23 protein-coding genes are annotated in these 24,966 nt (G+C 61.2%); 11 read left to right on the forward strand and 12 right to left on the reverse strand.

What is annotated here, in order from left to right; genetic code table 11:
* Positions 1-46 precede the first annotated feature (46 nt).
* Entirely contained in the window at positions 47-919 is an 873-nt protein-coding gene (locus AArcSt11_RS00575; protein WP_250593679.1) for a class I SAM-dependent methyltransferase, read from the forward strand.
* Here the strand turns inward: AArcSt11_RS00575 and AArcSt11_RS00580 are convergent.
* The 8 genes from AArcSt11_RS00580 to AArcSt11_RS00615 all read right to left on the reverse strand — a co-directional run bounded on the left by AArcSt11_RS00580 (position 896) and on the right by AArcSt11_RS00615 (position 6,770).
* Positions 896-2,002, reverse strand: coding sequence for a glycosyltransferase family 4 protein (locus AArcSt11_RS00580; protein ID WP_250593680.1), 1,107 nt, complete (start codon positions 2,000-2,002; stop codon positions 896-898). The two genes, AArcSt11_RS00575 and AArcSt11_RS00580, sit on opposite strands and share 24 nt — an antisense overlap.
* 8 nt (positions 2,003-2,010) lie before the next feature.
* Positions 2,011-2,388, reverse strand: coding sequence for a 6-pyruvoyl trahydropterin synthase family protein (locus tag AArcSt11_RS00585; protein ID WP_250593681.1), 378 nt, complete (start codon positions 2,386-2,388; stop codon positions 2,011-2,013).
* A 94-nt stretch (positions 2,389-2,482) separates the two neighbouring features.
* Positions 2,483-3,250 (reverse strand): CDP-alcohol phosphatidyltransferase family protein, encoded by a 768-nt coding sequence (locus AArcSt11_RS00590; protein ID WP_250593682.1) that lies wholly within the window; start codon positions 3,248-3,250, stop codon positions 2,483-2,485.
* A complete protein-coding gene (locus tag AArcSt11_RS00595) occupies positions 3,247-3,957 on the reverse strand; it encodes a hypothetical protein (RefSeq protein ID WP_250593683.1) in 711 nt (236 codons plus the stop codon). The genes AArcSt11_RS00590 and AArcSt11_RS00595 overlap by 4 nt, the downstream gene beginning before the upstream one ends.
* A 58-nt stretch (positions 3,958-4,015) precedes the next feature.
* Entirely contained in the window at positions 4,016-4,387 is a 372-nt protein-coding gene (locus tag AArcSt11_RS00600; protein ID WP_250593684.1) for a DUF7475 family protein, read from the reverse strand.
* A gap of 77 nt (positions 4,388-4,464) precedes the next feature.
* Positions 4,465-5,022: a hypothetical protein gene (locus AArcSt11_RS00605; RefSeq protein ID WP_250593685.1), complete on the reverse strand. Its 558-nt coding sequence runs from the start codon at positions 5,020-5,022 to the stop codon at positions 4,465-4,467.
* Positions 5,023-6,012 carry a zinc-dependent alcohol dehydrogenase gene (locus AArcSt11_RS00610; RefSeq protein ID WP_250593686.1) on the reverse strand — a complete coding sequence of 330 codons (990 nt, stop codon included), beginning with the start codon at positions 6,010-6,012 and terminating at the stop codon, positions 5,023-5,025.
* The gene (locus AArcSt11_RS00615; protein WP_250594946.1) at positions 6,009-6,770 is read right to left on the reverse strand and encodes a GTP cyclohydrolase IIa; all 762 of its coding nucleotides are present in this window, start codon (positions 6,768-6,770) and stop codon (positions 6,009-6,011) included. The genes AArcSt11_RS00610 and AArcSt11_RS00615 overlap by 4 nt, the downstream gene beginning before the upstream one ends.
* Before the next feature lie 155 nt (positions 6,771-6,925).
* On the opposite strand from AArcSt11_RS00615, the gene AArcSt11_RS00620 reads away from it, so the two are divergent.
* On the forward strand, positions 6,926-8,440 hold the full coding sequence (locus AArcSt11_RS00620) for an oligosaccharide flippase family protein (RefSeq protein ID WP_250593687.1): 1,515 nt from the start codon (positions 6,926-6,928) through the stop codon (positions 8,438-8,440).
* 35 nt (positions 8,441-8,475) lie between these two features.
* Here the strand turns inward: AArcSt11_RS00620 and AArcSt11_RS00625 are convergent, their stop codons facing one another.
* Positions 8,476-8,964 (reverse strand): helix-turn-helix domain-containing protein, encoded by a 489-nt coding sequence (locus tag AArcSt11_RS00625; protein ID WP_250593688.1) that lies wholly within the window; start codon positions 8,962-8,964, stop codon positions 8,476-8,478.
* Between the two features lie 388 nt (positions 8,965-9,352).
* On the opposite strand from AArcSt11_RS00625, the gene AArcSt11_RS00630 reads away from it, so the two are divergent.
* From AArcSt11_RS00630 to pfkB, 3 genes are read left to right on the forward strand one after another with little or no spacing between them, the layout of a single operon-like run.
* The gene (locus AArcSt11_RS00630) at positions 9,353-10,483 is read left to right on the forward strand and encodes a PfkB family carbohydrate kinase (RefSeq protein WP_250593689.1); all 1,131 of its coding nucleotides are present in this window, start codon (positions 9,353-9,355) and stop codon (positions 10,481-10,483) included.
* Between the two features lie 36 nt (positions 10,484-10,519).
* Positions 10,520-11,281, forward strand: coding sequence for an HTH-type transcriptional regulator GlpR (gene glpR, locus AArcSt11_RS00635; RefSeq protein WP_289622695.1), 762 nt, complete (start codon positions 10,520-10,522; stop codon positions 11,279-11,281).
* Positions 11,278-12,192: a 1-phosphofructokinase gene (gene pfkB / locus AArcSt11_RS00640; protein WP_250593690.1), complete on the forward strand. Its 915-nt coding sequence runs from the start codon at positions 11,278-11,280 to the stop codon at positions 12,190-12,192. The genes glpR and pfkB overlap by 4 nt, the downstream gene beginning before the upstream one ends.
* A gap of 16 nt (positions 12,193-12,208) precedes the next feature.
* Here the strand turns inward: pfkB and AArcSt11_RS00645 are convergent, their stop codons facing one another.
* Both AArcSt11_RS00645 and fba read right to left on the reverse strand, forming a co-directional pair.
* Positions 12,209-12,895: a type 1 glutamine amidotransferase domain-containing protein gene (locus AArcSt11_RS00645; protein ID WP_250593691.1), complete on the reverse strand. Its 687-nt coding sequence runs from the start codon at positions 12,893-12,895 to the stop codon at positions 12,209-12,211.
* Positions 12,896-13,013: 118 nt separating this feature from the next.
* A complete protein-coding gene (gene fba, locus AArcSt11_RS00650; RefSeq protein ID WP_250593692.1) occupies positions 13,014-14,006 on the reverse strand; it encodes a class II fructose-bisphosphate aldolase in 993 nt (330 codons plus the stop codon).
* Positions 14,007-14,123: 117 nt separating this feature from the next.
* Between fba and AArcSt11_RS00655 the strand changes: the two genes are divergently transcribed.
* Together AArcSt11_RS00655 and AArcSt11_RS00660 are read left to right on the forward strand one after the other, a co-directional pair.
* Positions 14,124-15,110, forward strand: coding sequence for a Gfo/Idh/MocA family protein (locus tag AArcSt11_RS00655; RefSeq protein WP_250593693.1), 987 nt, complete (start codon positions 14,124-14,126; stop codon positions 15,108-15,110).
* Between the two features lie 4 nt (positions 15,111-15,114).
* Positions 15,115-16,302, forward strand: a complete 1,188-nt coding sequence (locus AArcSt11_RS00660; protein ID WP_250593694.1) for an AGE family epimerase/isomerase — start codon at positions 15,115-15,117, stop codon at positions 16,300-16,302.
* A gap of 302 nt (positions 16,303-16,604) precedes the next feature.
* On the opposite strand, the gene AArcSt11_RS00665 is transcribed toward AArcSt11_RS00660, so the two are convergent.
* Complete coding sequence (locus AArcSt11_RS00665; protein ID WP_250593695.1) at positions 16,605-17,114, reverse strand: metal-dependent hydrolase; 510 nt, start codon at positions 17,112-17,114, stop codon at positions 16,605-16,607.
* 102 nt (positions 17,115-17,216) lie between these two features.
* On the opposite strand from AArcSt11_RS00665, the gene AArcSt11_RS00670 reads away from it, so the two are divergent.
* The 4 genes from AArcSt11_RS00670 to AArcSt11_RS00685 are packed head-to-tail and all read left to right on the forward strand — an operon-like array spanning position 17,217 to position 24,914.
* A complete protein-coding gene (locus AArcSt11_RS00670) occupies positions 17,217-23,339 on the forward strand; it encodes an LAGLIDADG family homing endonuclease (protein ID WP_250593696.1) in 6,123 nt (2,040 codons plus the stop codon).
* Entirely contained in the window at positions 23,340-23,615 is a 276-nt protein-coding gene (locus AArcSt11_RS00675) for a DUF7854 family protein (protein WP_250593697.1), read from the forward strand. It abuts the gene before it with no gap.
* Positions 23,616-23,664: 49 nt separating this feature from the next.
* The gene (locus tag AArcSt11_RS00680; protein WP_250593698.1) at positions 23,665-24,009 is read left to right on the forward strand and encodes a DUF7855 family protein; all 345 of its coding nucleotides are present in this window, start codon (positions 23,665-23,667) and stop codon (positions 24,007-24,009) included.
* Positions 24,006-24,914 carry a DUF7856 family protein gene (locus tag AArcSt11_RS00685; RefSeq protein WP_250593699.1) on the forward strand — a complete coding sequence of 303 codons (909 nt, stop codon included), beginning with the start codon at positions 24,006-24,008 and terminating at the stop codon, positions 24,912-24,914. The genes AArcSt11_RS00680 and AArcSt11_RS00685 overlap by 4 nt, the downstream gene beginning before the upstream one ends.
* Positions 24,915-24,966 lie beyond the last annotated feature (52 nt).

Raw genomic sequence — 24,966 nt, forward strand, 5'->3', positions numbered from 1 at the left:
CCGGAGACCAAAACGGTATATCGGTTCGGCCAAGGGTAACGCACGAGTGACCCGAACCTACTCACAGGAGCGTTATCTCGCGGCGAAACGGACGATCGACGACCGGTCACTGAACCGGACCGTCCTCGACGAACTGGCGCCGATACTTGCGGATGCGTCCGACGTCGTCGAGATCGGCGCTGGGATCGGAACGATGTGCCAGCGCCTCCTCGACTGGGAGCTGTTACCCAACCAGTTGACGTACACGTTGGTCGATGTCGATGGGGATTCGATCGCTGCCGCGAAAGAACGGCTCTCCGACTGGGCGGCGTCGGAAGGCTATACTGTCACCCAGGACAGCGGGATTACCCTCCGCCGCGACGAGCAGGAAGTCAGGATCGAGACGGCGGTGGTGGACGCCGCCGACTATCTTGCGACCGAGACACCGGATCTGGTTATCGGATCGGCGTTTCTCGACCTGCTCGACTCCGCGGAGGTCGACGAGCTATTCGACCGTCTCCCAGCGGGCTGTCACTGTTATTTTCCGATCACCTTCGACGGCGGGACGACGTTCCAGCCGACTGTCTTCCCGGCGTTCGACGATCATGTCGTCGAGCGATACCACGAGGATATGATCCGCCGCGAGAACCCGGGAGATCCACACGCTGGCCGACACTTGCTTTCACGTGCGGCGAGCGATCACACGTTGATCGCCGCAGGGGCATCCGACTGGGTCGTCGCTCCCGGCGAAAACGGATACCAGGCAGATGAGGCGTATTTCCTGCATCACATTGTCGATACGGTGGCCGCGGCTCTCGCGGATGATCCGGCAGTCGACGGCGACCGGCTGGCGCGCTGGGACGATCACCGACACGAGCAGATCCTTCGCGACGAACTCGTCTACGTCGCTCACCAGCTAGACGTCTTGCTCACCGTCTGATTGCTTCCCGAGAAACGCCCGAATATCGCTCATCGATTCGCCCCACGTCGGATGCTGTCTCGCTGTCACGAGCGCACGTTCGCCCATCCGGGCAAGTCTCCCGCGCTGGTCGTCGAGTGCCTGCAAGTGTGCTGCGATCCCACCCTCGTCACCCGGCTCGACCACGAACCCGTTGTGGCCATGCTCGACGAACTCGCCTGCGCCGCCGACGCTCCCGGCAATCGGGACGACACCGTACTCCATGGCTTCCAGATAGACCATACCGAACGCCTCGTAGCGCGAGGGGACACAGCAGACGTGGCTCCGTTCGAGAATGGCCTCCAGCTCGGGTGTGTCGATTGCTCCGGTGAACGCCACCCGATCGTCGATTCCGTACTCAGTGGCAGCCGTGACGACCGATGGGGCGTAGTCGGGCTCAGCGTCGTGGCTCCCGACGACGGTCAGCTCCCAGTCCCGTTCCGGGTGACCGCGCGCGATGGCGGCCAGAAGCGTTTTTGGGTCCTTGCGGGGAACCACGTTCCCGACGTAGACGACACGGAGCGGCCCGGTTGTCGCTCGTTTCCTGACACGCTCCAGCGTGACCGCAGCCCCTTCGGTTCGCCCGGCCGGGGGCGCAACGAGAGTGGGCTTTCGGTCCAGTCCGGACGTCAGCTCGCACGCACGGGTCCGGGTGAACTGGCTCGTACTGATCGCAGCGTCGACTGATTCGAGATATCGCCGCTCGAACGGCCGAAACATCCGACCGAACCGTTCGGTCGGATCGTCCGATCGAAGGTGGTGGATGAGCGTGACGATCGCCCCTGGCTTCTCAAGTTGTCCGTTCTGTCGCCACAGGGACGGATGACAGAGACCGTCCTGGACGAGCACGTCGACTGGCCGGTCGAGTTTCGCCCGGATCGACGGGGTGACGCCGTCGAGGAGTCCACGCGGATACGAGCGCCACGGAAGCGAGATCACGTCGACGGTATCGCCCTGGTCCCGGAGATACGAGACGAGCTGTCGGTCGTACCGAAAGCCGCCAGAAGTCGCCCCCAGATCACCGTAGATCACCAGCCCGACGTGCATCGACGTGTCAGTGCTCACGCTCGTACTCAGAGCGTTCGCTCGTGAGTGACGGTCGCGATATCGTCTTCCTGCAAGGCTACCTCGAGGCGCGTCGCCGTCTCGGGCTGCAGCCGTGCGAGCAGGCTATCGCCGAAGATCCGGGCGAAGTGTTCGGCGCTCGGATTTCGCCCCTCGAACGCGGGTAGTTCGTTGAGTGTCTCGTCGCTAAACTCAGCTACTGTCGCCTCCAGAGCCTCGATGACGGCGTCGATATCGACGAGGTAGCCGTACTCGTTTAGCTCCGGCCCCTCGAACGTCACCTCCACGGTGAAGTGATGCGAATGGAGAGTTCCTTCCGGTCCGGGGTCGGGAACCGTCAGCCAGTGCTGGGCGACGAACGAGCGAGTGACGGAGACAGTGTACATGGTTTCCAGTTTGACTGCTGATTCATAAATTCGCCCCTTGTTGTCGTTACGGAAACTTCGAGGCGAAGCCTCGCGCTTTAGCGCGGGGAGGATGTCAATGCGAGCCTGCGAGTCGACCGGAGACGACGAGCCAGTCCCGTGTGAAGTTGAGCAAGAACGGGACCAGCAAAAGCCAGGCGAGTAGCCGGGATAGCGGCGGGGCAGGGATCGGCATAAGTGCCAGCCAGATAACGAGCATTGCGGCTCCGCCGAGTGCCCGACGGAGATTGCTCGGATCGAGTTCGTGGACGTCGCGACCACGGTACCGTCGGTACCTGATGCCTCCGACGAACGCATACCGAGCGACGCCGACCGCAATGAAAATGACCGGAGCGACGCCGTACTGGACTGCGAGCACAGCCCCCACGATGATCGTGAGGGCGTCGACTTCCACGTCGAGGCGCTCGCCTCGCTTCGATTCGCAGTCCAGCCAGCGGGCCACCGCTCCGTCGATGGCGTCTACCGCGGCGGCGAGTGCGAACAGGACGCCGGGCATCCAGGCGATCACGCCGTCTGGCTGTGGAACGACCAAGAACCCGACGAGCAACGCCAGTGCACCGCCTCTGGCGACCGTCACCCAGGTTGCGATCGTGATCCGTTCCGGACCGACCTCGGTTCGAGCAAGCTGAAAAGTCCGCCACGTCGTCGCCGATACCGCGGCAAACCCGGTGATAGCCCCCAGCAGGTATGGATGCGTTGGACCACTCTCCCATGCGAGCGCGATCCCGCTCCCGCCGATGAGCGTGAGCACCGCGATGACGCCGGCGGCAACCAGCCAATGGTGGCGATGGTCCGTCACTGTCCGTGGCTGCTCTGCCGTCATACTGCCTCCACTCCGTCGATGTCCTGCAGATCAGGATGGCCACTATACTCCTCGACAACGGCAACTTGGCCCCGTTCTCGGACTCGGTCCCGGACCCGTTGCCACTCCCGATGGCGACGCTGGACCACCACTGGCACTAGCTCTACGGCCAGCAGTTTCGCAATGGCGAGCCGATGCTGTCCGTAGGCTCGCCAGTAGATCGTCCCGTCCCGTCCGATATCGACGTTGATCTCGTCGGCCCGCAATCCCACTGTTTTCCCCTTATCTTGCAGTTCCGCTTGTTCCCGGTAACCGTCCCGCTGAATCGATTCGTACAGTTGCTCGATCTCCTGACAGCGCCGATCGAAGTCCGCGATTGTGGTGTACTCCCAGGCGTTACCGAACCGCTCTAGTTGGTCGACATACGCGTCGTACAGCGCCGTGTCCTCCCACGCTTTTCCCTCGTCGAACCGCTGTTCAAGTCCGCGCGGGACTCGACGGTCGTCAAACGGCTCCGACCGTTCGTCCCAGTCCCCGTCCACGACACGCCCCCACTGTGGTCGGTTCGGTGCGGTCTCAAGCAGGCTCCGCTCGATCCGTTCTGGAGCGATCCGCAGCACGGCGAGCGGATCGGCGTCGGTGTACCGCTGTGGCCTGACGCGCCGTCGTAGCCGGTGCCACTGACGCAGCGCAGAGAGCGGGATACGTCGGCGGATCGGGGTCGCCACACTGTGGCGAATCGCGACGACGATACGCCCGCGCAGTCGCTTACCGCGGGAGATGGGTTCACGTCTCACGTTGGTAGAGTACGATCAACACGCCGATCAGGACTACCTGTGCGACCTTGTCGACGATGTCTGCCGTCCCGAGCGCCGCCAGACTGTCGGGCTGGACCACCTGGTACCAGGCGATGATCTGTACCAGGGTAAACGGGATCCCGACGAGGTAAACGAGCGTCCGCCGGTAATCGATCAACACCAGCACGATAGCGCCGACGAACCCACCTGTGGCGAGGAGAAAGAGCACGCCCATGTAGTGTGGTAAAAAGCCGATTCCCAGCACGAGATGCACGAGCGCACTCACGAGCGCCATCGTGATACCGAGCCAGTGCAACGGCGTCAACGAGTCGAGCGCGAACGTCCGGTCCGTGGTACTCATTAGCTATGGCTTTGGCTGATACGACAAATCCCTTTGCATAGGGGAATCGAATATATCCCCCGACCGAGGTTCGGGATTCACGCTATCGCATCGTCCGTACGCTCGAACGTTACGTCCTCTAGCAGTTCGCGGAGCCGCCGTTCGCCCCCCTCCGGATCGTATCCTTCCTGTCTAAGATGGGCAATCGGAGCGACGTTCGGATTCAACTCCCAGTGACACCACACGTCGGTTTTTCCATCGGGGGTCGGGAACAGTCTCACGTGTAGCTGCCAGCGCCCAAACCTCCCACCGGGACGGTACGAGCAACTGGCGACCTCGTACAGCACCGTCCCCTCGCGCTCGTATGCGTGGAGATACGCCCGGATCATCTGGTTGAACCCGTGCTCCTCGACCAGCCGATCACGCGCGGTTTCGGGTGGGACGCTCCAGACGCCGACGTACTCGCTTTCCGGTGGGGGGAGGACCCGGAACGGCTTCGGAACGAGCCAGCCGGGGAACCGCCGCGAGAGGCGCGCCCCGTGTAGGCGCACCTGCCAGAAGGAGACGTAGGTGAGGGTGGCCCACGCGAGAATGCCGCCGAGCACGGAGAGCCCTGCGCGTGCAAGCAGGGAGCGCGTCGATCGTCCGGCGCTCATTCAGTAGGTCAACACCACCTGTATCGCCGATTCCGGGCGCTCGTCGAGTAGCTTGTAGGCTCCTTCGGCATCCTCGAAGGGGATCCGATGGGTGATGAGGGCGTCCGTGTCGATCCGTTCGAGCCAGTGCAGGGCCGTGTCCATGCGTCGGTCAGTGTCCCACCTGCCGCGGAGTTGGGGGGCGATGGTACTGACCTGACTGGAGACGAGCTCGATCCGGTGCCGGTGGAATCGCCCCCCGAGATCGATCGGAGCCCGCTTGGTCCCATACCAGGAGCCAACGACGACCCGACCGTCGTATCCGACGACATCGATGGCGTCGTCGAGCACATCGGGCTGTCCCGACAGTTCGACGGCGACGTCGACCTCGGTGACGTACTCGTCGAGTTGCTCCGGATGACAGACCGTCTCGGCTCCGAACTGCGCAGCGAGTGCCCGACGTGCTTCGATCGGATCAACGACGACGAGATCTGCCAGCGGAAACTCGGACAGCAGGCGCGTCGTACACAGTCCGACGACTCCGGCACCGAACACGACGACCTGCTCGTCCAGACGCGGGTCGGTATCGAGCGTCAGGTTCGTCGCCGTCTCGACGGTCGGCAACAGCGCAGCGCCATCTGCCGTGAGCTGTTGCGGGAGCTCGACTACGTCGCTCGGAGGGGCACTGAACCGCGTCTGGTGTGGATTGAACGCGAACACGCACTTGCCGATCCAGTCGGTGTCGACAGCAGGGCCAACGTCGATCACGTGGCCGACTGTCGCGTAGCCGTACTGCATGGGATACGAGAACTCCCCACCGAGGCTCTCGATAGTCTCGTCGACCGCGGTTTCGGGCGGCGTCTCGTCACGGTAGACGAGTAGCTCCGTGCCCGCGCTCACGGCCGAGAACTCGGTCTCGATCAGCAGTTCGTCCGGTCCGGGACCGTCCACTTCGACCTCGCGGGTCTCGACAGTCCGTTCGCCAGTGAAGTACAGTGCGCTTGCACTCATTGATCGATGGTCGCCCGGGGACCGAACAGATCGACCCGCCGCCCGGTTTCCCGGCACTCTTCGAGGGCCAGTTTCGCGCGATACCCCGCCTCGTGAGGTGTCTCTCCCTCACCAATCCCGACCTGTAGATCGATCCCGGTCGTCGTCTTTACGTGTTCTCTGGCCGCCTCGAACGCGCCCTCGTCGAGCGAGGGACAGAGGGCGATAATGTTGTCCCCGCCGACAAAGCGGGCGATTCCCTCGTGTTCCTCGCGCAAGTACGACGCCAGCGACACGGTGGCCCGCTGGATCGCGAGCGACGTTTCCCCGGCGGCTTTCCGGTCGGTAAACTCACCCGTCACGTCGACCACGTCGAAATGGGCGATGGTCAACGATCCGGTGGTCTCTCCGATCTCCCCGGCCGTCGCCAGTCGCTCCGTCCGCTCTGCGTCCTGTGCGCTGCCCTCCGCTTGCAACGCCTGTGATGCGGCCCCCAACGCGTCGGTCGGCGTCTCGCCGACGCCGACCCCGATACTGACCGTCACCGGGAACTGGTTTCTGATCTGCTCTTGAAACCGCTCGTGGTCCGCGACGGTCATCCCGTCAGTGACGGCGATCATATTGTCGAACCGATCGAAGAATGCGTAGCCGTCGTGGGCGCCGACGAAATCGGCGAGGGTCGCGTACAGTCGCGCCTGTAGCGCCTGCAGATCCGTCTCGCGACGTGGCGACGGCGTCACCGTCCACGGCCCGTAGTTGTCCAGTTGGACAAGCGAGATCTGGATCGACTCTCGTGTACTGGTCACAGCCCCATTCAGGATTCTCCTGTAATAACCGGTGGTGTTCCGGCAAAGGTCCTTTTCACCCACTGTCTGTGGTCGATTCGCAATGCCCAACGGCAAGATGGATATACGTTCACTCCAAGACCTCCGCAATGACCGACGAGGCTGGCGAGTCACGGCTCCGATCGCTCGTCTCGATCGCTCGTGGAGCGTCCCTCTATACCGTAGGAAAAATCCTCTCGGATGTTGGGGAGTTCGTGCTTCATCTGCTCGTCTCCCGTTTCCTCGGCGCCGGACTATACGGGCTGTTCGCGTACGGAAAGACCCTCGCCTTTACCGCCCTGCTCCTGACGAACCTCGGCTCGGATACGTCTATTCTCAAGTACATCCCGCAGTACGAAGACGAGCCGTCGAAACGCCGGTTTCTGCTTGGCCTCGCGTGGCTCACCTCGTTTCTGGGCGCGGTCGTTGTTTCGACGCTTTTGTTCGTATTTGCACCGACAGTAGCGTCGCTTACACTCGAGGAACCGGGATTCGTCGCCATTTTGCGCCTGTTCGCCGGCATCCTGTTTCTGGATACGCTCGCGAACCTGCTGTACGCGACGTTCCGTGCGGTCGAGCTGATCGAGTACGAGGTGCTCGCTGACCGAGTCATAAAACCCGTCCTCCGTGTCGTCGCCGTCGGGAGTGTACTGCTCGTCGGAGCCTCGGTGTACAGCGTCGTCGTGGCGATGGTCGTCGCGAGCGCGGTGACGCTCTTCGTTGCCATCGCTTTTTTCCTCAACCGGCTTTCGATCCGTCCAACGTTGCGTGGTCCACACGCGACACGGGAGACGGTCACCGAGTATTACAACTATTCGCTCCCGCTGACGGCCAAAGAAGCGGGGACGGTTATGCAAGGTCGGATCGACGTATTGATCGTTGGTATCTTCCTTTCCTCGACCGCTGTTGGCGTCTATAACGTGTCCGTGCTCGTGTCGAGCCTGCTTTACGTCCCATTGCTCGCGTTTAACCAGCTGTTCCCGCCGATCGCCGCCCGGCTGTACGCTAACGATGAGCGGGCCGATCTGGCTGCGATTTACAGAGCTACGACGCGCTGGATCTTCACCGTCAGCCTCGTGATCGGTATCTTCGCCGTTGTCTTCCGCGCCGAGATTCTGACGCTGTTCGGGCCCGAGTTCACCGCCGGCACGCTCGTGTTGACGCTCTTTGTCGTCAGCCAGCTGTTCAACTGCGCTACCGGGCCGAGCGACTCGCTGTTGATGATGACTGATCACCAGTACGTCGTGATGGCCAACGAGTGGGTGTTTGGAATCGCTAACGTCGTCCTCAACGTCGTGTTAATCCAGCAGTACGGGTTTATCGGCGCGGCAGTTGCCTCCGCCGGTGTGCTCGCCGTCCGCAACCTGACGAAAGTCGCCGAAGTGTGGCACTTCGAGCGTCTTCACCCGTACTCCCGATCCTTTCTCAAACCCCTGTTTGCGGGCGCGGTTGCGGCACTGGGAATGCTTGCTGTCGACGCGTTGCTCCCCTCGTTACCGGCTGTCGCTCTCGGCGCCGTTGTCGGCACCGTTGTGTACGCTGGCGTCCTGTTTTCGTTCGGTATTGAACCGGTTGACCGCCAGGCCTACGAAGAGGTTGCCGGAGCACGTGACTCAGCCGACTGAAGTACCGGGCGGCGTGGTAAAGTCCAAATAAGTAGTTACTCGTCTTTGCTCGGTAGCCATCGTCGGCCGGACTCAATGCCGACTCGCTCATCCGACGCCGGTTCCCGGTAGACCAGCCCAGCGTCCCGTAGTAGTCGCCTGCAGCTCTCCAGCGAGTAGTTACAGCCGTAGTTCGTCACGACGTGGCGTCTAACCAGCTCCGGTGTCCAGGTTTCGTGTCCGTGCCCAGCGCCGCGCGGCGGCGAGCGCAACTGCTCCAGCAGCTCCTCCCGGTCCCCCTCGCTTAGCTTCGATGGACGACCTGACCTGGGGGCGTTTCGAGCCGCTGTAATCGGGCTGTCGGGCCGCTCCTCGAACCGAACCAGCCAGTTGTGTATGGTTTTCCGGCTGACGCCGAACCAGTCGGCGAGCTCGGTCTGTGACACCCCGTGTTGGTATGCGATCACGGCGAGTAGGCGTATCGCTGGCTCGGCGTCGTCGACTGTCCAGAGCGCCTCTCGTAGTGTGTCGATGTTCAGTGACATACAGCCACTTCAGTGAGTAATTACTTCTGTGTTTTCTTAACACCTCGACCGATGCCGTTGCGCATCGGTTCTCCATGGAAAATCAATCGTAGACGAAAATCCAATAAAACACGCAGAAACGTTCACTCGCACATGTGTTCGTATCGTTTTCGTTTTTCTTCCTGTAATACCCGTCAATTCGGCCGATTATCGTGATCTGTTACCCGTCTCAATCAGATCATTACGTATGTACAACTGTAACGATACGGATCGTGCCGTTACTGTACTGTAATTATTTACAAATTTTACACTCAGATAAAATCAAACCCAGGACAGTTCCGTCACTCACCCTTCAAAATCCTGCAACAGTACACAACGATTTTATCAGTCCTCCACCAACTGATTCGGTATGGACCAGGAAGTACGAAAAGAGACGGCCGCAGCGATCGAGGACTGCCGCGAGTCGTTGCCCAATGAACTCGACGCCGAGTCCGTGGTGTTCGGTTTCGATGGCTTCGTCGACCGGGTTCGGCGAATGGTCGCCGAGCGACAGGACGAGGATACCTACGATTCCCTGACGACGCTCGAAGAACTTGGCGATCGAATCAGCACGTCCGCGGCCGCCGATAGCTCACTGTCGATCGAGTGGCTCAACACGGCAACCCGAACCGGGGGTCATACCGCACACCTCTCCCGGGCGTACGGTCACCTCGGATACGATCCGGTGATGATCGGCACCTACGGTAACCCCATCGAGGAGCCCTTCATCGAGGAGTTCGACGAGTTCGAGATGGTCTCCTTTGGCGATCCGGGATACACGGACGCCTGCGAGTTCGACGACGGGAAACTGATGCTGATGGAGATCAACAAGACTCGTGATCTCGACTGGGCGGAGATCGTCGAGAACACCGATCCAGCAGAACTCGCAAACCGTATTGACGGTGCAACGCTGTTCGGAATGGGCTATTTTGCCGACATGCCGAGCTTCCCGGACATCGTAGAGGGCCTACTCGATGACGTCTGGCCGTTGCTCGATGATCCGCCAGGCACCGTCATGGTCGATCCGGGCGACGTCCGAAAGCTTAGCGAGGCCGAACTACGGGAGGGGATGGACGTCATCACTCGTCTGGACGACGTTGCGACGCTGACCATCACCGCGAACAAGTTCGAGTCGACAGTCCTCGCGGAGACGCTCGTCGGCGGGGAGTACGACACGCTCGCCGAGGCGTCCGAGGCCGCCTACGAAGCACTCGGTGTGACACGGTTCGTTGGGCACGGCGCACACGAGTCGGTCGTCGTTACTGCGGATGGGTCGAGCCGCGTTGCCGTTCCACGCGTTGAAGAACCCGAAATCACGACGAGCGCCGGTGATCATTTCAACGCTGGACTCTCGCTTGGCCTGGTCAACGACGTTCCGGACCGTGCCGCGGTCGCGATCGGGAACGCCGTCGCCTCGTACTTCGTCGGGAGCGGCGATCAGCCGTCCTACGAGGAACTCAACGCATACTTCGACGAGTACGAGGCGTTCCTCGAAGAGTAATACTGGGCCCGGGCGAACAAGATACGATACCCAATCATGTTACCACGACAACGGCGGCGGACGATCGTCGAACTCGTCTCCGAACGTGATGGCTGTTCGGTGACAGCGTTGGCCGACGAGCTCGACGTCTCCGAGGCGACGATCCGGCGCGACCTCCAGACGCTCGAAGACGAACAGCTGATCGAGCGCTCCCACGGCGGTGCGCTTCCGGTCACCAGCGTGGGCAACGAGCAGGCGTTCGATCAAAAGGAGGTCCAGAATCTGGACGTCAAACGGACGATCGCAGATCACGCAATGGACGAACTGCAGGACGGACAGGTCGTCTTCTTCGATACTGGGACGACGACGATGGAAGTCGCGAAACGCGCACCGGCCGATGGCTCGATCGTGTCCGTCACTAACTCGCCGTTGCTCGCACTCGAACTCGGTGGCGGGGACAACGACGTCAAACTCACCGGCGGTCGGCTCCGGCAGAGCACACAGGCGCTTGTCGGCCCGTCCACCGAGGCGTTCATCGAACGGCTGCACTTCGATCTCCTCTATCTGGGGACAAACGCAATCGATCTCGAGACGGGGCTCACGACACCCAACGAGGCCGAAGCACAGGCCAAACGCAGTATGATCGACAACTCGACGCGTGTCGTGCTGGTCGCGGACGCGACGAAGTTCGACGAGCGGAGCTTCGTCCAGTTCGCCGACTTCGAGGAAATCGATCTCGTGATCACCGACGAACGGCTCTCCAAACAGTACCGAACCGCGTTCGACGACACCAACACCAGCTACATCGACGACATATGATCCTCACAGTCACGCTCAATCCGGCGATCGATCACACGCTAGCACTTTCGGAACCACTGGTCGACGGCGACGTCGCCCGCACCGGCGAGTACGAACTCAACTCCGGCGGGAAGGGCATCAACGTCTCCCAGTATCTGCGCCACCTCGGCGTCGAAACGACAACAACCGGGCTGCTCGGTGGGATGACCGGCGAGTTCATCCGCAACGAACTCGACGAGGACGGGATCGCCCACGACTTTGTCGAGGTGTCCGAACGTACCCGTCTGAACACGACGATCTCTGCTCCCGACGCGGAGTACAAGATCAATCACCACGGTCCAACCGTCGACGAGTCGGTGATCGACGAGCTGATCGACCTGATTTCCGACCACGACCCGGAGGTCGTCGTGATCGGCGGCTCGCTCCCGCCCGGACTCGACGTCGACGCCATTGACCGCCTCGCGGAAGGTGGCCCCTGGGAAACCGTCGTCGACGTCGGCGGCGAGTCACTCGCCGAACTCGACGCCCAGTACAGCCTTTGCAAACCGAACGAGGTCGAGCTCGCTGCGGCCACCGGCATGCCGTGTGAAACGATCGCGGAGTGTCGCGAGGCCGCACAGGCGCTTCGCGAGCAGGGCTTCGACCGCGTCGTCGCCTCGCTGGGCGCGGCGGGTGCGCTGTACGTTTCCGAGGACACCGTTCTGTTTGCCGAATCCCTCGACATCGATGTCGCTGATACGGTTGGCGCGGGCGACGCGTTGCTCTCGGGCGTCCTCGCTGCCTTACACACGGGCGAGTCGCCAGAGCGCGTGCTTAGCTACGGCGTTGCGGTCTCCGCCCGGCTTGTCACCACCGCGGGGACGGTGGTCGACCACCTCGACGATGTCCCGGAACTTGCCGATCGGGTTCGAATCGTCGAGGACCCGGACTGACCGGTTCTGCCGATCTCTAGCGGCTGACTCCCATCTCGTCGAGGAGAACGAGTGCAGCCTCGTGAGATGACGGCGGCCCACGGGCCGTGATGAGGTCGCCGTCGACAGTAACCGACGTGTCAGCGTCGAGTTCGGCGTCCCAGTTGCCACCGGCGGCGTTCAGTTCATCCTCGACCCAGTAGGGGAGTTTGCGACCGTCGGCCATTAGATCCTGCTCGTCGACGATCCCGTCCTCCCAGGCGTTCGGGAACCCGGTCACGTCCCGACCGGAGACGAGGAACTCCCCTTCGGAGTCGCGGGTAAAGGCGAGAATCCCGACCGCATGGCAGACGACAAGCGCCTTTGTCCCCTCGTTCTCGACAGCCGCTCGGAGTGCGGCCCGGGCGTGGCGGTCCTGGTTTATGTCCCACACGGTGCCGTGGCCCCCCGGAAACACGACCGCGTCATACGCGTCCGGGGTGACGTCCGCAAGGGCCGCTGGATTCTGCATCCGCTCGTCGGTTTCGTGGACCTCGGTTACGTGTGTCGCAGTCTCCTCACCGACTTCGTCAGGATCGACCGATCGCTCGTCGATCACCGGCGGGCCGCCGCTGGGCGTTGCCACCGTAATTTCGATACCGGCGTCCGACAGTGTTGTTAGCGGCTCAATACATTCTTCGCCCCAGTACCCCTCTTCGCTGACAATAAAGAGTGCGTTCGGCATCAGTAACATACTCGGGTCCCAGCAATGAAAAACCCACCATACGAACTACCTGCCACGCCTGTAGACTGGCAACGCTCTCGCTGGCTGGCGGCTCGATAAAAAACGCGTCGGTGACGATCTAGTCGAACTTACTCCGTCCTGCACTACCGGAGACCTCGGTCAGGTCGGCGTGGACGTCCGCGATGCGCTCGCGGATCTCCCGGCCGGTGACGCGGGGGTCGAAGTGATCCTTGTTCGGCGACCAGTCGGTGTCGTTGAAGAAGGTGTCACGCGAGTCCGGCACGCCCTCGGGCGGGAAGATGGCGTCGCGGTGCTCGTCGTAGTAGTCGAAGGCGGTCCGGGTGTACTCGTACTGGTAGCGGGTGTCCTTGTTGACCTTGCAGATGCCATGCTGGAGCATCTCCTGCAGCTGGTCGGGCTGGACGCCCGAGGAGCCGTGCAGGACGAGCGGGGTGTCGAGCCCGTGGTCACGCAGGGCCTGGCGGATGTCGCCCGCGAGATCGGGGCGAAGCTCCAGATCCTTTCCTTTGGCGACGCCGTGCTGGGTGCCCACCGAGATCGCCAGCAGGTCACAGCCCGTCCGGTCGACGAACTCGACGGCCTGCTCTGGATCGGTGTAGAAGGCGTCCTCGACGTCGATCTCGTCCTCGACGCCTTTGATCTGGCCCAGTTCGGCTTCGATGAGGATGTCGGCATCGTACTCGTCGACCATCTCGACGACCTTCTTGCTCTCGGCGATGTTCTCCTCGAACGGCTCGTGGGAGGCGTCGATCATCACCGAGGAGGGGATGTCGGTCTCCATCTGGTACTCGATGAAGTCCATGTCTGTCTGGTGGTCCATGTTGAGGAACACGCCGATATCGAACCCCTCGGCGAGCGCGTCGATGTAGCCACCGAGCGCTTCCAGTCCCGCTTTGGCGTCGCCGTTCCCGGCGAACCGGCAGGCACCGGCGGAGGCCTGCAACAACAGGTCCGAGTCGTTGCGCGCCGCCCCTTCCATCAGGCCGATCATCGTGTTCGGCTCCGCGATGTTCGAGGCGATCAGGCCGAATCCTTCCTCTAGCGCGTCGTCGTACACGGTCTCGAGTTCACTGCCGTCGTAGAATGACATGGGAGTAGTCTACCCTGCTTCGAATTTCAGACGCGCGGCTAATAATGTATTCGGAAACCGTTGCAATCGATCAGCCCCTGCCCAAATTACTTTATTCCGTCCACTGCAGTACCACGCATGGAATTTGGCATCCTCAGCACGGCGGCCATCGCCCGGGAATCGGTTATTCCCGCGATTCGAGCGACGGCTGCCAGTGTCGGTGCGATCGCCTCCCGTGATGACGACCGGGCGGCATCGGTCGCCGACGAACTATCGATCCCCCGGAGCTACGGATCCTACGACGCGTTGCTCAACGACTCTGACATCGACGCGGTCTACATCCCGGTCCCGAACGGCCTCCACGCCGAGTGGACGAAACGCGCGGCCGATGCCGGACTCGATGTCCTCTGTGAGAAACCGCTCACTGTCGACGCCGCGGAAGCCCGCGAGGTCGTCGATCACTGTGAGCGACGGGATGTCACGCTCATGGAGGCGTTCATGTACCGGTTTCACCCCCGGACCGAGCGGGCGATCGAACTCGCCGCCGACCGTCTCGACGACGTCCGATCGGTTTCGGCGTCGTTCAAGTTCCCGCTGTTCGGTGACCCCGATGACATCCGACTGAATCCCGGGCTCGCCGGTGGCAGCCTGATGGATGTCGGCGCGTACACCGTCTCGGCGGCGCGGCAGTTCCTCGGCGAACCGGATCGGGCGTACGCACACATGGATGACTCCCGTGAGTCGGGCGTCGACACTGAGGTCGCCGGTGTACTGGAGTACGCCGACGGCTCCTCGGCACGGATCGCATCGGGCTTCGACACCGAGACCGTCCAGCGCTACCGCGTTGAGGCCCGGAACGGCTGGATCGAGGTCGAGCACGCGTTCAGCCCGCCCGAAGACGAGGCGGCGACACTCCAGTACGAGATCGACAGCATTCGTGACAGCGAGCGATTCGACCCGGTCGATCAGTACCGGCTGCAGATCGAGCATTTCATTGACTGTGTCGAGTCGGGATCCCGACCGCGGACCGACGGTGCGGAAGCGATCGCGAACATGGCCGTTATCGACGCGCTGTACGAGAGCGCCGACCGCCATGCACCTGCTTCGGTCGATACCCGAAGATAACGCCATGACCGGAAACCAGTACCGCGACGACGACTGGCTCAAAAACGAGGTCGAACGGCTCCTCGAGTTCTACTACCCAAACTGTCTCGATGACGTCCACGGAGGGTACATCGCCCAGTTCGACGAAGCGTCCGGCGAGTGCTACGATCCCGATTCGAAGCATCTCGTGGCGACGGCCCGCTTTGTCACGAACTTCGCCGTCGCGGATCAGCTTGGCGGCCCGGAGTGGTGTCGTCCGGCGGCCGAGCGAGGCGTCGACTTCCTGCTCGACGTCCATCGTGACAGCGAGCACGGTGGCTTCCACTGGCTGCTCGATGGCACCGAGCCGGTCGACTCGCGCCGAGTCTGTTACGGTCATGCGTTCGTCCTGCTTGCACTCTCGCGTGCCGCGGAGATCGGTATCGGTCGGGCCCAGTCGGATCTCGGTTCAGTTTTAGACCTCATCGACGAGCGGTTCTGGGAAGCAGACTACGGTCTCTGCGCAAGCGAGTACGATCGGGAGTGGACGAGCACCGACTCCTACCGTGGCCAGAACGCCAACATGCACACCTGTGAGGCGATGATCGCCGCTTACGAGGCCACCAGCGACACCCGGTATCTCGACCGGGCGATGACTATCGCCGACTCGCTCACCCGTGACCTCACCGCCGAGACGGACGGACTTATCTGGGAGCATTATACCGCCAACTGGGAGCACGATTTTGAGTACAATCGCGATGACCCGACACACACGTTCCGCCCCTGGGGCTACCAGCCGGGCCACCAGATCGAGTGGGCGAAACTGCTCGCCATCCTCGACCGACACGCCGACGCATCGTGGCTTGTCCCGCGGGCCGAGGAACTGTTCGACGCCGCGATCGAGTACGGCTGGGACGACAATCGTGGTGGCTTCTATTACTCGTTTGACCTCGATGGCGAGCCGCTGGTCACCGACAAGTACTCCTGGGAAGTCGCAGAAGCGATCGGGGCTGCCACTGTGCTCGCAGGCCGAACCGATCGGGATCGATATCTCGAGTGGTACGACCGTTTCTGGGACTACGCCGACGAGTACATGATCGCACCCGGGGCTCGCAACTGGTACACGAAAGTCACCGAGACCAACGAGCCCGTACCCACGACCCAGGGCGTCGCCGTTGAGCCGGGGTACCACCCGATCGGAGTCTGTTTCGAGGGGGTCCGATCGTTCTCGTAGCCGTACCGCAGCCGCACAATAGTATTTTTACTGAAGATATCTCGAATGTATTTGAATTAATATGTTTTGTGGAGGTCAGAGAGGTATTTTCCCAAGGCGTCGGTATTATCGATCAGTGCTCAGAATTATCCCCGTCTACTCGCTCAGGTGTAACTTCGCTAATCAGACCAACTAACCTCGACGTAATAGCTCTGTGGCTATTGATTAGGTTTTATCATACCGCTACTCCCGATCGTAATTGACTTTCAGGTATATAATTTACAGCATACATCTGTCCATATGATAGCTCTCGCTCATCAAGCTCACCCTCCTCGCTCAAGGATGGGCCGCCCGTCACGCCACCAGACCCCAACCGCGACGAGCACGACAACCGCTTCCAGCCAGTACGTCGTAACTGTCACGCTCCCGAGTTCGCCGAGCACTTTCCGGCCCTGATACTCGGGCATCGACGTGATTGGCCAGAGCAAATAGCCGAGTTCGTCGTACGCGCCGACAAGCAGCGGCCAGAACGCATCGGAGACCAGATGGGAGAGATAGCCGACCGCGAAGCCAACGCCGAGACGTGCTCGTCCCCTGTGCTGGGCGACATACCACACCAGCAGGATCGTCGGCACGGCAACGAACAGCGAGTGGGCCAGCGAGCGCCCGACATGCCCGGCCAGCAGGATTCGTAGCGGCTGATCGACGAGGTCCGGTAACAGCGCACCGATCACGACTGCAACGGTTGGGCCAGCGGTGGGGACCTCACCATCGAGACGTCGATATGCGCTATAACAGAGGTACCCAAAGAACGGATGCACCAGCGGCCACATATTGCACCGTTACCGACCCTGGCAAGTAAGTCCCTGGGTGTGTCAATCACTTCCACCCTCCTTTGGCAAGGTTCTTAGGCGATGGGGCGCTAAGCCCGTGCAATGGCGACAGCGGAGAACACCGAACTCGTCGACGCCTTCGAGCAGTTCTACCGCAACTACTATCGCGAGGAGATCGGCGACCTCGCACAGAACTATCCCGGCGAAAAGCGCTCCCTGTATATCGACTGGGACGACCTCTACCGATACGACCCCGACCTCGCCGACGACTTTCTCTCACAGCCCGAACAGCTCCAGGAGTACGCCGAAGAGGCGCTCCGGATCTACGACCTCCCGGTCGACGTGAGCCTCGGTCGGGCGCACGTCCGCCCGTACAACCTTCCGGAGACGACCGGGATCCGCGACATCCGGTCTCGACACGTCGGCCAACTACTGTCGGTCTCCGGCATCGTCCGCAAGGCGACCGACGTCCGGCCGAAGATTGAGGAGGCGGCCTTCGAGTGCCAGCGCTGTGGCACGTTGAACTACATCCCCCAGTCCTCCGGCGACTTTCAGGAACCCCACGAGTGTCAGGGCTGTGAGCGACAGGGTCCCTTCAACGTCAACTTCGATCAGTCGGAGTTCGTCGACGCACAGAAACTCCGGGTACAGGAGAGTCCAGAGGGCCTACGCGGCGGCGAGACGCCCCAGGCCGTCGACCTCACCATCGAGGACGATATCACTGGCGAGGTGACCGCGGGCGATCACGTCACCGTCACCGGCATCCTGCATCTCCAGCAGCAGGGCAACCAGCAGGAGAAATCCCCGATCTTCGATATCTACATGGACGGCATCACCGTCGAGATCGAGGACGAGCAGTTCGAGGACATGGAGATCAGCGAGGACGAAAAAGCCGAGATCATCGAACTCTCCCAGTCGCCCGACATCTACGAGAAGATGATCGGCTCGATGGCGCCCTCAATCTACGGTTACGACCAGGAGAAACTCGCGATCATCCTCCAGTTGTTCTCCGGAGTCACCAAACACCTCCCCGATGGCTCGCGGATCCGCGGCGACCTGCATATGCTCCTGATCGGGGACCCGGGGACGGGTAAATGTGTTAAAGGAGATACGACTGTGACACTGGCTGATGGACGCGAACGGCCGATCAAAGAGATCGTCGAGGCGAATCTCACGGATCCATCTCCGGTCGACGACGGGGTATATGACTCTCTTGATCAGGATGTCGTCTCTCTGGGTTCTGATGGAACCTCCGAGCTCCGTACTGCGACGAAAGTGTGGAAACGGGAGGCTCCCGACAGGATGTATCAGATCAGGACCGCAAGCGGATACGAACTCGAAGTGACTCCGTCGCATCCGTTGTTCGTCAGCCATCCCAGCGGGTACGAAGCCCGTGTCGCTGAGGAACTCCGGGTGGGTGACTCAGTTGCCATCTCACCCGATCGTCCTGACAAACCGCTGGCGACAGATGGTGGGGCTGTATCGGAAGCGGCGACTGTGTCTCATATTGGCGAGCGATCCGTAGAGAAGGATCAGATCGAGTCTATCGACGCTGTAGACCCGGATTACGATTGGGTCTACGACTTAGAGGTCGAAGGAACTCATAGCTACCTATCGAATAACATATTCTCGCACAATTCTCAGCTCCTACAATACGTCCGAGAGATCTCCCCTCGCTCCGTGTACACGTCCGGTAAAGGATCTAGCGCTGCCGGGCTCTGTGTCACGGGTGACACGTTCGTTCATACGAAAGAGGGTATCCGCCAGATCCAGGATCTGGCGACCGACAAACACCCCGAACCGGTCGACGACGACGAGTCCGTACGCCATCACGAAGAAGTGTACACGTTCGACAGGGAGAGTGGCGAAATGGGGGTGCGAGAAAGCTCTCATGTCTGGCGAATGCCCGAAAAACCCTGTCGCCGTATCGAAACTGCACACGGCAAGGAACTCGAAACATCCGTCAATACGCCGGTTCTCGTGGCCGGAGACACCGGCATCGAGTGGCGGCAGATCGACGCGGTTGAACCAGGTGATCGAGTTGCTGTCCCGAGCTACGACACCGTGGAGTCGTCTTCCCCCTCAGTTCGGGAGTTCCTCGAATTAACGAACGAGAAATTGAAACCCACTGATGAGTCGATCGAATTCCTCAGATCACAGCTCTGTGAGACGTTCGGGACGCTCAGAGATGCCGCACGGGAACTCGATCTCTCGGAGGATTTCATTTACGACTCGCTGTCGAACAGGTTCATTCCGATCGACAGGCTCGACCGGCTGTTGGACGCGATCGACGCCGACCGGAGCGACGTCGAGTTCGATCGAGCGATGCTCCGTCACGGGGATCCGGTCGACCTACCTGATGAGTTCTCGCCGGACCTGCTGTACCTGATCGGTCTCGTATTCGGGGACGGCGACATCTCGCTTGCGCGACGGGGGGAGAATCGGGGAATGGTGCGTCTCTCCAACAGCGACGAGGCGCTGTTAGAGCGTGCGATCGACATCATCGAAGGTGAGTTCGGCAAGACGGTCGAGATCGAACGACAAGCCGATCGTGTGCCCTCTATTCGACTCAACAGCGCGACGGTCGCCCGCCTGTTCGCTAACGTCGGGATGCAGACGCCGAAAGCGGAGCTCTCGCTCGACCATCGACTGACGACAGCGGAACACGCCGATGCGTTCCTCAGGGGACTGTTCGACGCTGACGGCTGTGTCGTGGAACGCGACACAGGAAGCTCCACGATACAGTTTTCGACCATCAGTGAGACGCTGGCAGAGCAAGTCCAGCTTATGCTGGAAACGCTGGGTGTGCGAGCACGATCACGCGAACGCGATCGGCGTGGGACATCCGTCCGGGCAGACGGGTTCGAGATCGAATCCAAAGAGATTCAGACCCATCTGACGATTTACGGAGAAAACCGGGACCGTTTCGCCGAGTACGTCGGCTTCGGATCGGCCGCAAAAGCTGCCGCCCTCGACCGTATCATCGGTGAGTCGGACGCTCCGGCAGATACGGTTCCGGTCGGCGGGGCACTCGAATCGATCGAGGTATCGACCGACCAGCGATACGTGAATTTCAATTGCGGGGACGAAGTCGCACGGTCGACCGCGCGGTCGATGATAGCTACGGCAGAACCGGTCGTCGACACGACCCCCGCTGAGGAAGTCCTCGACGCCGAACTCGTATGGGACGAAGTCGTTGCGGCAGTCGATACCGGACAAAAAGAGGTGTTCGATCTCACCGTCCCAGATACCCACAATTTCATCGGTAATGGAATCGTCACACACAACACAGCTGCTGCGGTCCGCGATGATTTCGGAGACGGCCAGCAATGGACGCTAGAGGCCGGCGCAATGGTGTTGGCAGATAAAGGCGTCGCAGCAATCGACGAACTGGATAAAATGCGGTGTGTGACTGGTAACTCGCTGGTCCATACGCAAGACGGTATCAGACGTATTGACGACCTCGCGGCGGACGCAGCCGAAGACGGTGAGATTGAGACTCTAGAAAACGGACGGACCATCCGCGATGTTGATCTCACCGTCTGGACGCTCACGGACGATGAACGCCTGGTAAAACGACCGGTGTCGGCAGTCCACGAATATGACGCTCCCCAGGAACTGCTTGACGTGACGCTCGAAACGGGTGAATCGCTTGCCGTAACGCCGGATCACCCGTTTATTACGCTTCAGGATGGTGACCGATCTGAGGTGCCAGCAGGCGAACTGAGTGGCGAGGAGTGGGTGTATATTCCGGATAACGTACCGACGGCTGCGGCTGATGGCGGTATCGCTGCGCACAAATCACGAATGGATGTCACCACGGATCTCCAACGACTAACTCCGGAACACGGAGCTATACTTGGCTATCTCGCAGGGGACGGTAACGTGTTCTGTGACCGTGACGAAGGCGTCTACGGGATCCGTTTTATAAATGCCGAACAACAGCTGATAGAGGACTTCGAACGGGCCTGTCGTTTCGCATTCGACGCGGAGCCGGTTCGTCATCCGAGTGACCAGCGTAACGGCGTCATGGTGACCAGGCTGCACGGCAAGGAGTACCTTCAGACCGTTCTCGACGCCGGTATGAACTTGGATGTGTACGACGGCAAATGCTTGCCGGAGGCAGTTACGCGTAGTAGCTCCGACACGAAGGCTGCGTTTGTTCGCGCCCTCGCTGATTTGGACGGCTCGGTTGGAGAGCGTTGCGTGAAAATCCACTCCTCGAGCTATGATCTCCTGCTTGGGGTCAAGATGCTGCTTACCGAGTTTGGCATCACGAGCCAGATTCAGCACCGACCCAACGAGGGGAAGCGGGACATGTACCTTCTCGTGATCACCTCCGATGCATCGCTTCGCCGGTACAACCGCCGAATCGGATTTACGCTCGACCGCAAGCAAGCGGCGCTCGAACAGGCCTGTGACCGAACAACGGGTGATCGGACGATCGTCGATGTGCTTCCGGATATCGGCAGCTATCTGGAGTCGATGCGTGACTCATTGCGTCTTTACGTCTCCGAATGTGGTCTGGACGACGCCACATACTGCAATTTCGAGAACAGCGACGCAAACGTCTCGTTCGATTGTGCCGAACAAATCCTTGCAGCGTTCGAGGAACGCCGTGGGACCGCAGAGAACGATCACGAGCGCCTCTCCGAGGAGTTGTCCTGGGGAGAGCTCGAAGAACTCACGGAACGATATCATGTTTCCCAGTCGGAACTGGCTGCTGAAACTGAGTATTCACAACCACAGATCTCTCGGTACTGGGCCACCGACGATGCGCTGCGACGAATCGTTCAGTCACGGCTCTCTTCGATCGTCGAGTCAATAGCGACGACCGATCTCTCCCGTCTCCGGCAACTGGCCAGTGGAGACGTGAAGTGGCGTCGCGTCGAGAGTGTTTCCCGTGTCTCTCGGGATGACAAAAACGGCAACACGGATGTCTTGCGGGGCCAACTTGCAGATCTCGTAAATGCCTCCCCTGAGGATGCACGTTCGACTGCACAGGCGCTTTTGCAAGAGGAACCGACCCTCGAATCGGGCGACGAGATCGCTGCTGCACTGGATCGCTATGGGATACCACAATGGCGTGTTGCCGAACATCTCGATGTCGATCAGGCGACTGTCTCCCGATGGATCCGGGATCAGACACCCCACGACAGCGAGCGACTCCGAGCGGCCTGTATCGAACTCATCAACCAGCGGAAGTCCCAGCTCCGATCCCAGGTAACAGCGATCGAGTGTCGTCAAGAAACCAAGGTGTACGACCTCACTGTCGAGGAGACGCATAATTTCCTTGCTAACGGGATGGTCGTACACAATTCGGAAGACCGATCCGCTATGCACGAAGCACTAGAGCAGCAGTCCATTAGTATAAGTAAAGCTGGGATCAACGCCACCCTCAAATCCCGCTGTTCGCTCCTCGGTGCAGCCAACCCCAAGTACGGCCGCTTCGATCAGTACGAGTCGATCGGCGAGCAGATCGATCTCGAACCGGCGCTGATCTCACGATTCGACCTGATCTTCACGGTCACCGATCAGCCGGACGAGGAAGAGGACTCCCGGCTGGCCGAACACATCTTGCAGACGAACTTTGCGGGGGAGTTGAACACCCAGCGCGAGGAGCTGAGCGCGCCAAACGTCACGCGTGAGCAGGTCGAGAGCCAGACCGAGGAGGTCGAACCCGTGATCGACGCCGAGTTGCTCCGCAAATACGTCGCGCACGCGAAATCGAACGTCTATCCGACGATGAGCGATGAGGCAAAAGAGGCGATCCGGGATTTCTACGTCGACCTGCGCTCGAAGGGGACCGACGAGGATGCTCCCGTCCCGGTCACCGCCCGAAAGCTGGAGGCGCTGGTCCGGCTTGCGGAGGCCAGCGCGCGAGTGCGGCTCTCCGATACCGTCGAGATCGAGGACGCAGAACGCGTCATCGAGATCGTCCGCTCGTGTCTCCAGGACATCGGCGTCGATCCCGAGACGGGTCAGTACGACGCTGACGTCGTCGAGACGGGGACCAGCAAGTCCCAGCGCGACCGGATCAAGAACATCAAACAGTTGATCGCGGACGTCGAGGAGGATTACGAGGATGGCGCGCCGATCGACGTGGTGCTCGACCGGGCCGACGAGATCGGGATGGACCAGTCGAAAGCCGAGCGAGAGATCGAGAAGCTCAAACAGAAAGGCGAGGTGTACGAGCCGAACCTCGACCACCTGCGGACCGCATAGATGGATCGCATCTCCGCCATCCGGAACGTCGAGGACGCGCTGGCGGCGTTCGAAGACGGCGAGGTCGATCTTGAAACGACCGAGGAGCGCGTACTGGCGACCGTCCGGACCTACGCGACGGACTACGAGGGCGAGATCACTGCGGTATATCGCGTCCAGCCGATCAGTCGCCGGGAGCCGATCATCGTGGTTGCGGCGTCGCCCGACGACGCGGTCGAACGGGCAACGTCCATTCTGGAAGAGAACGTCGTTGCCGAATCCATCGAACGCATTTGACTTCCTCTATCGCGTTAATTTTATACTATATTCTGTACAACAACTAGCCGTGATACTGGTGGTTACCTACTCGATCGGGGCACGACAGACGCTCCGGAACGTCTGCTCGGCCCACGAGGAAACGATCGCACGCCGACTGGGTCGGGCGGTGCTGTTCGAGGAGACGGAACTGGGGGCCTTTCTCGCCCTTCGACTCCGCGAGAAACACGGCTGTGACGTGCAGGTCGAACGGACCCGACCGTTCAACGAGTTCTCGCTGGTCCCCGAGTCAGTCAGGGAGGCTGCACAGGCCTACGAAGCGCGCTCTACCCCAAGCACGTCCTACGCGAAGTTCCAGTCGGGGACGGAGCATCCCCATCCGCGTGATCTTCACGGGCAAGAGCTGACCGAATGACCGCGCAGCGAGAGCCACACGGAGGACAACCGGGCAGCAGGGTAGCGACGGCACCGGATGCGGAGCAATCCTCGCGCCTCACAGTGACGATAGACGGAACCACGCTTCGCGGCGTTGCGGTCGACCTCCGATCGTGGTCGATCGATGCCGAGGACGCCGCGGCGGCGATCCGCGGGCGTACTGGTACGTGCACCGTCGCGTGTCCACATCCTGGATCGCTGTTCGACGCCGTCGGGGTCGTCGAGCCCTCGCTCAACGTATCGCTTCGGCGGGTCCTCGCTGCGGTCGCACGTCGACGCGGCTATCGGGCCGACGTCGTGGACGAACTCCGCTCGGTCAGTGCCGAACTCGCGACACTCTCCCCACCGGACTGTGACCGATCCGAGCAACGGCGACAGGTTGCCGCGGCCGGTACCGACGAGGCCAAACTGGCCGAACGGGTCGCGACGATTCGCGGCGAACTGCAGGCCCGGCGTGACGCCGGTGTGGATGTCAGTGCCACCGAGAAACGGCTCTCGGATGCGGTTGCGGCGCTGACGGACGCCCGGACTGAACGGTTGTCTGCTGAACAGGCGCTCGACCGGGCTCGCGAGGACAGTAGGCCTCCCCGTGACCGACGGGACCGACGCCTCCGGTTGCAGGACCGCAAACGGAACCTCGAACGGGCAATTCGTCGTGAGCTTGCCGATGCAGTCTATAACGAGTTCACGGCTGCAGTTTGGCGCGTTCCTGGTGAGTCCGACCCGGGGCGTTCAGTCGTCGAGTACGAGGGAGACGGCGTGACGGCTGCTCTCGCCGTTCTCCGGATGCTCCGCACGGCGACGCCAGCGGTTCTCGCAGTGGACCGGTTTGACGGGCCGGAACGGGCTGCACACGAACTCGGTGTCCCCATCCTGCGGGTCTGATACTGTCGGCTGTAAGTTCGTAAAGAGATTCGGTACACTGGGGTACCGAATA

It is taken from the genome of Natranaeroarchaeum aerophilus, from assembly GCF_023638055.1.
Classification (GTDB): domain Archaea; phylum Halobacteriota; class Halobacteria; order Halobacteriales; family Natronoarchaeaceae; genus Natranaeroarchaeum; species Natranaeroarchaeum aerophilum.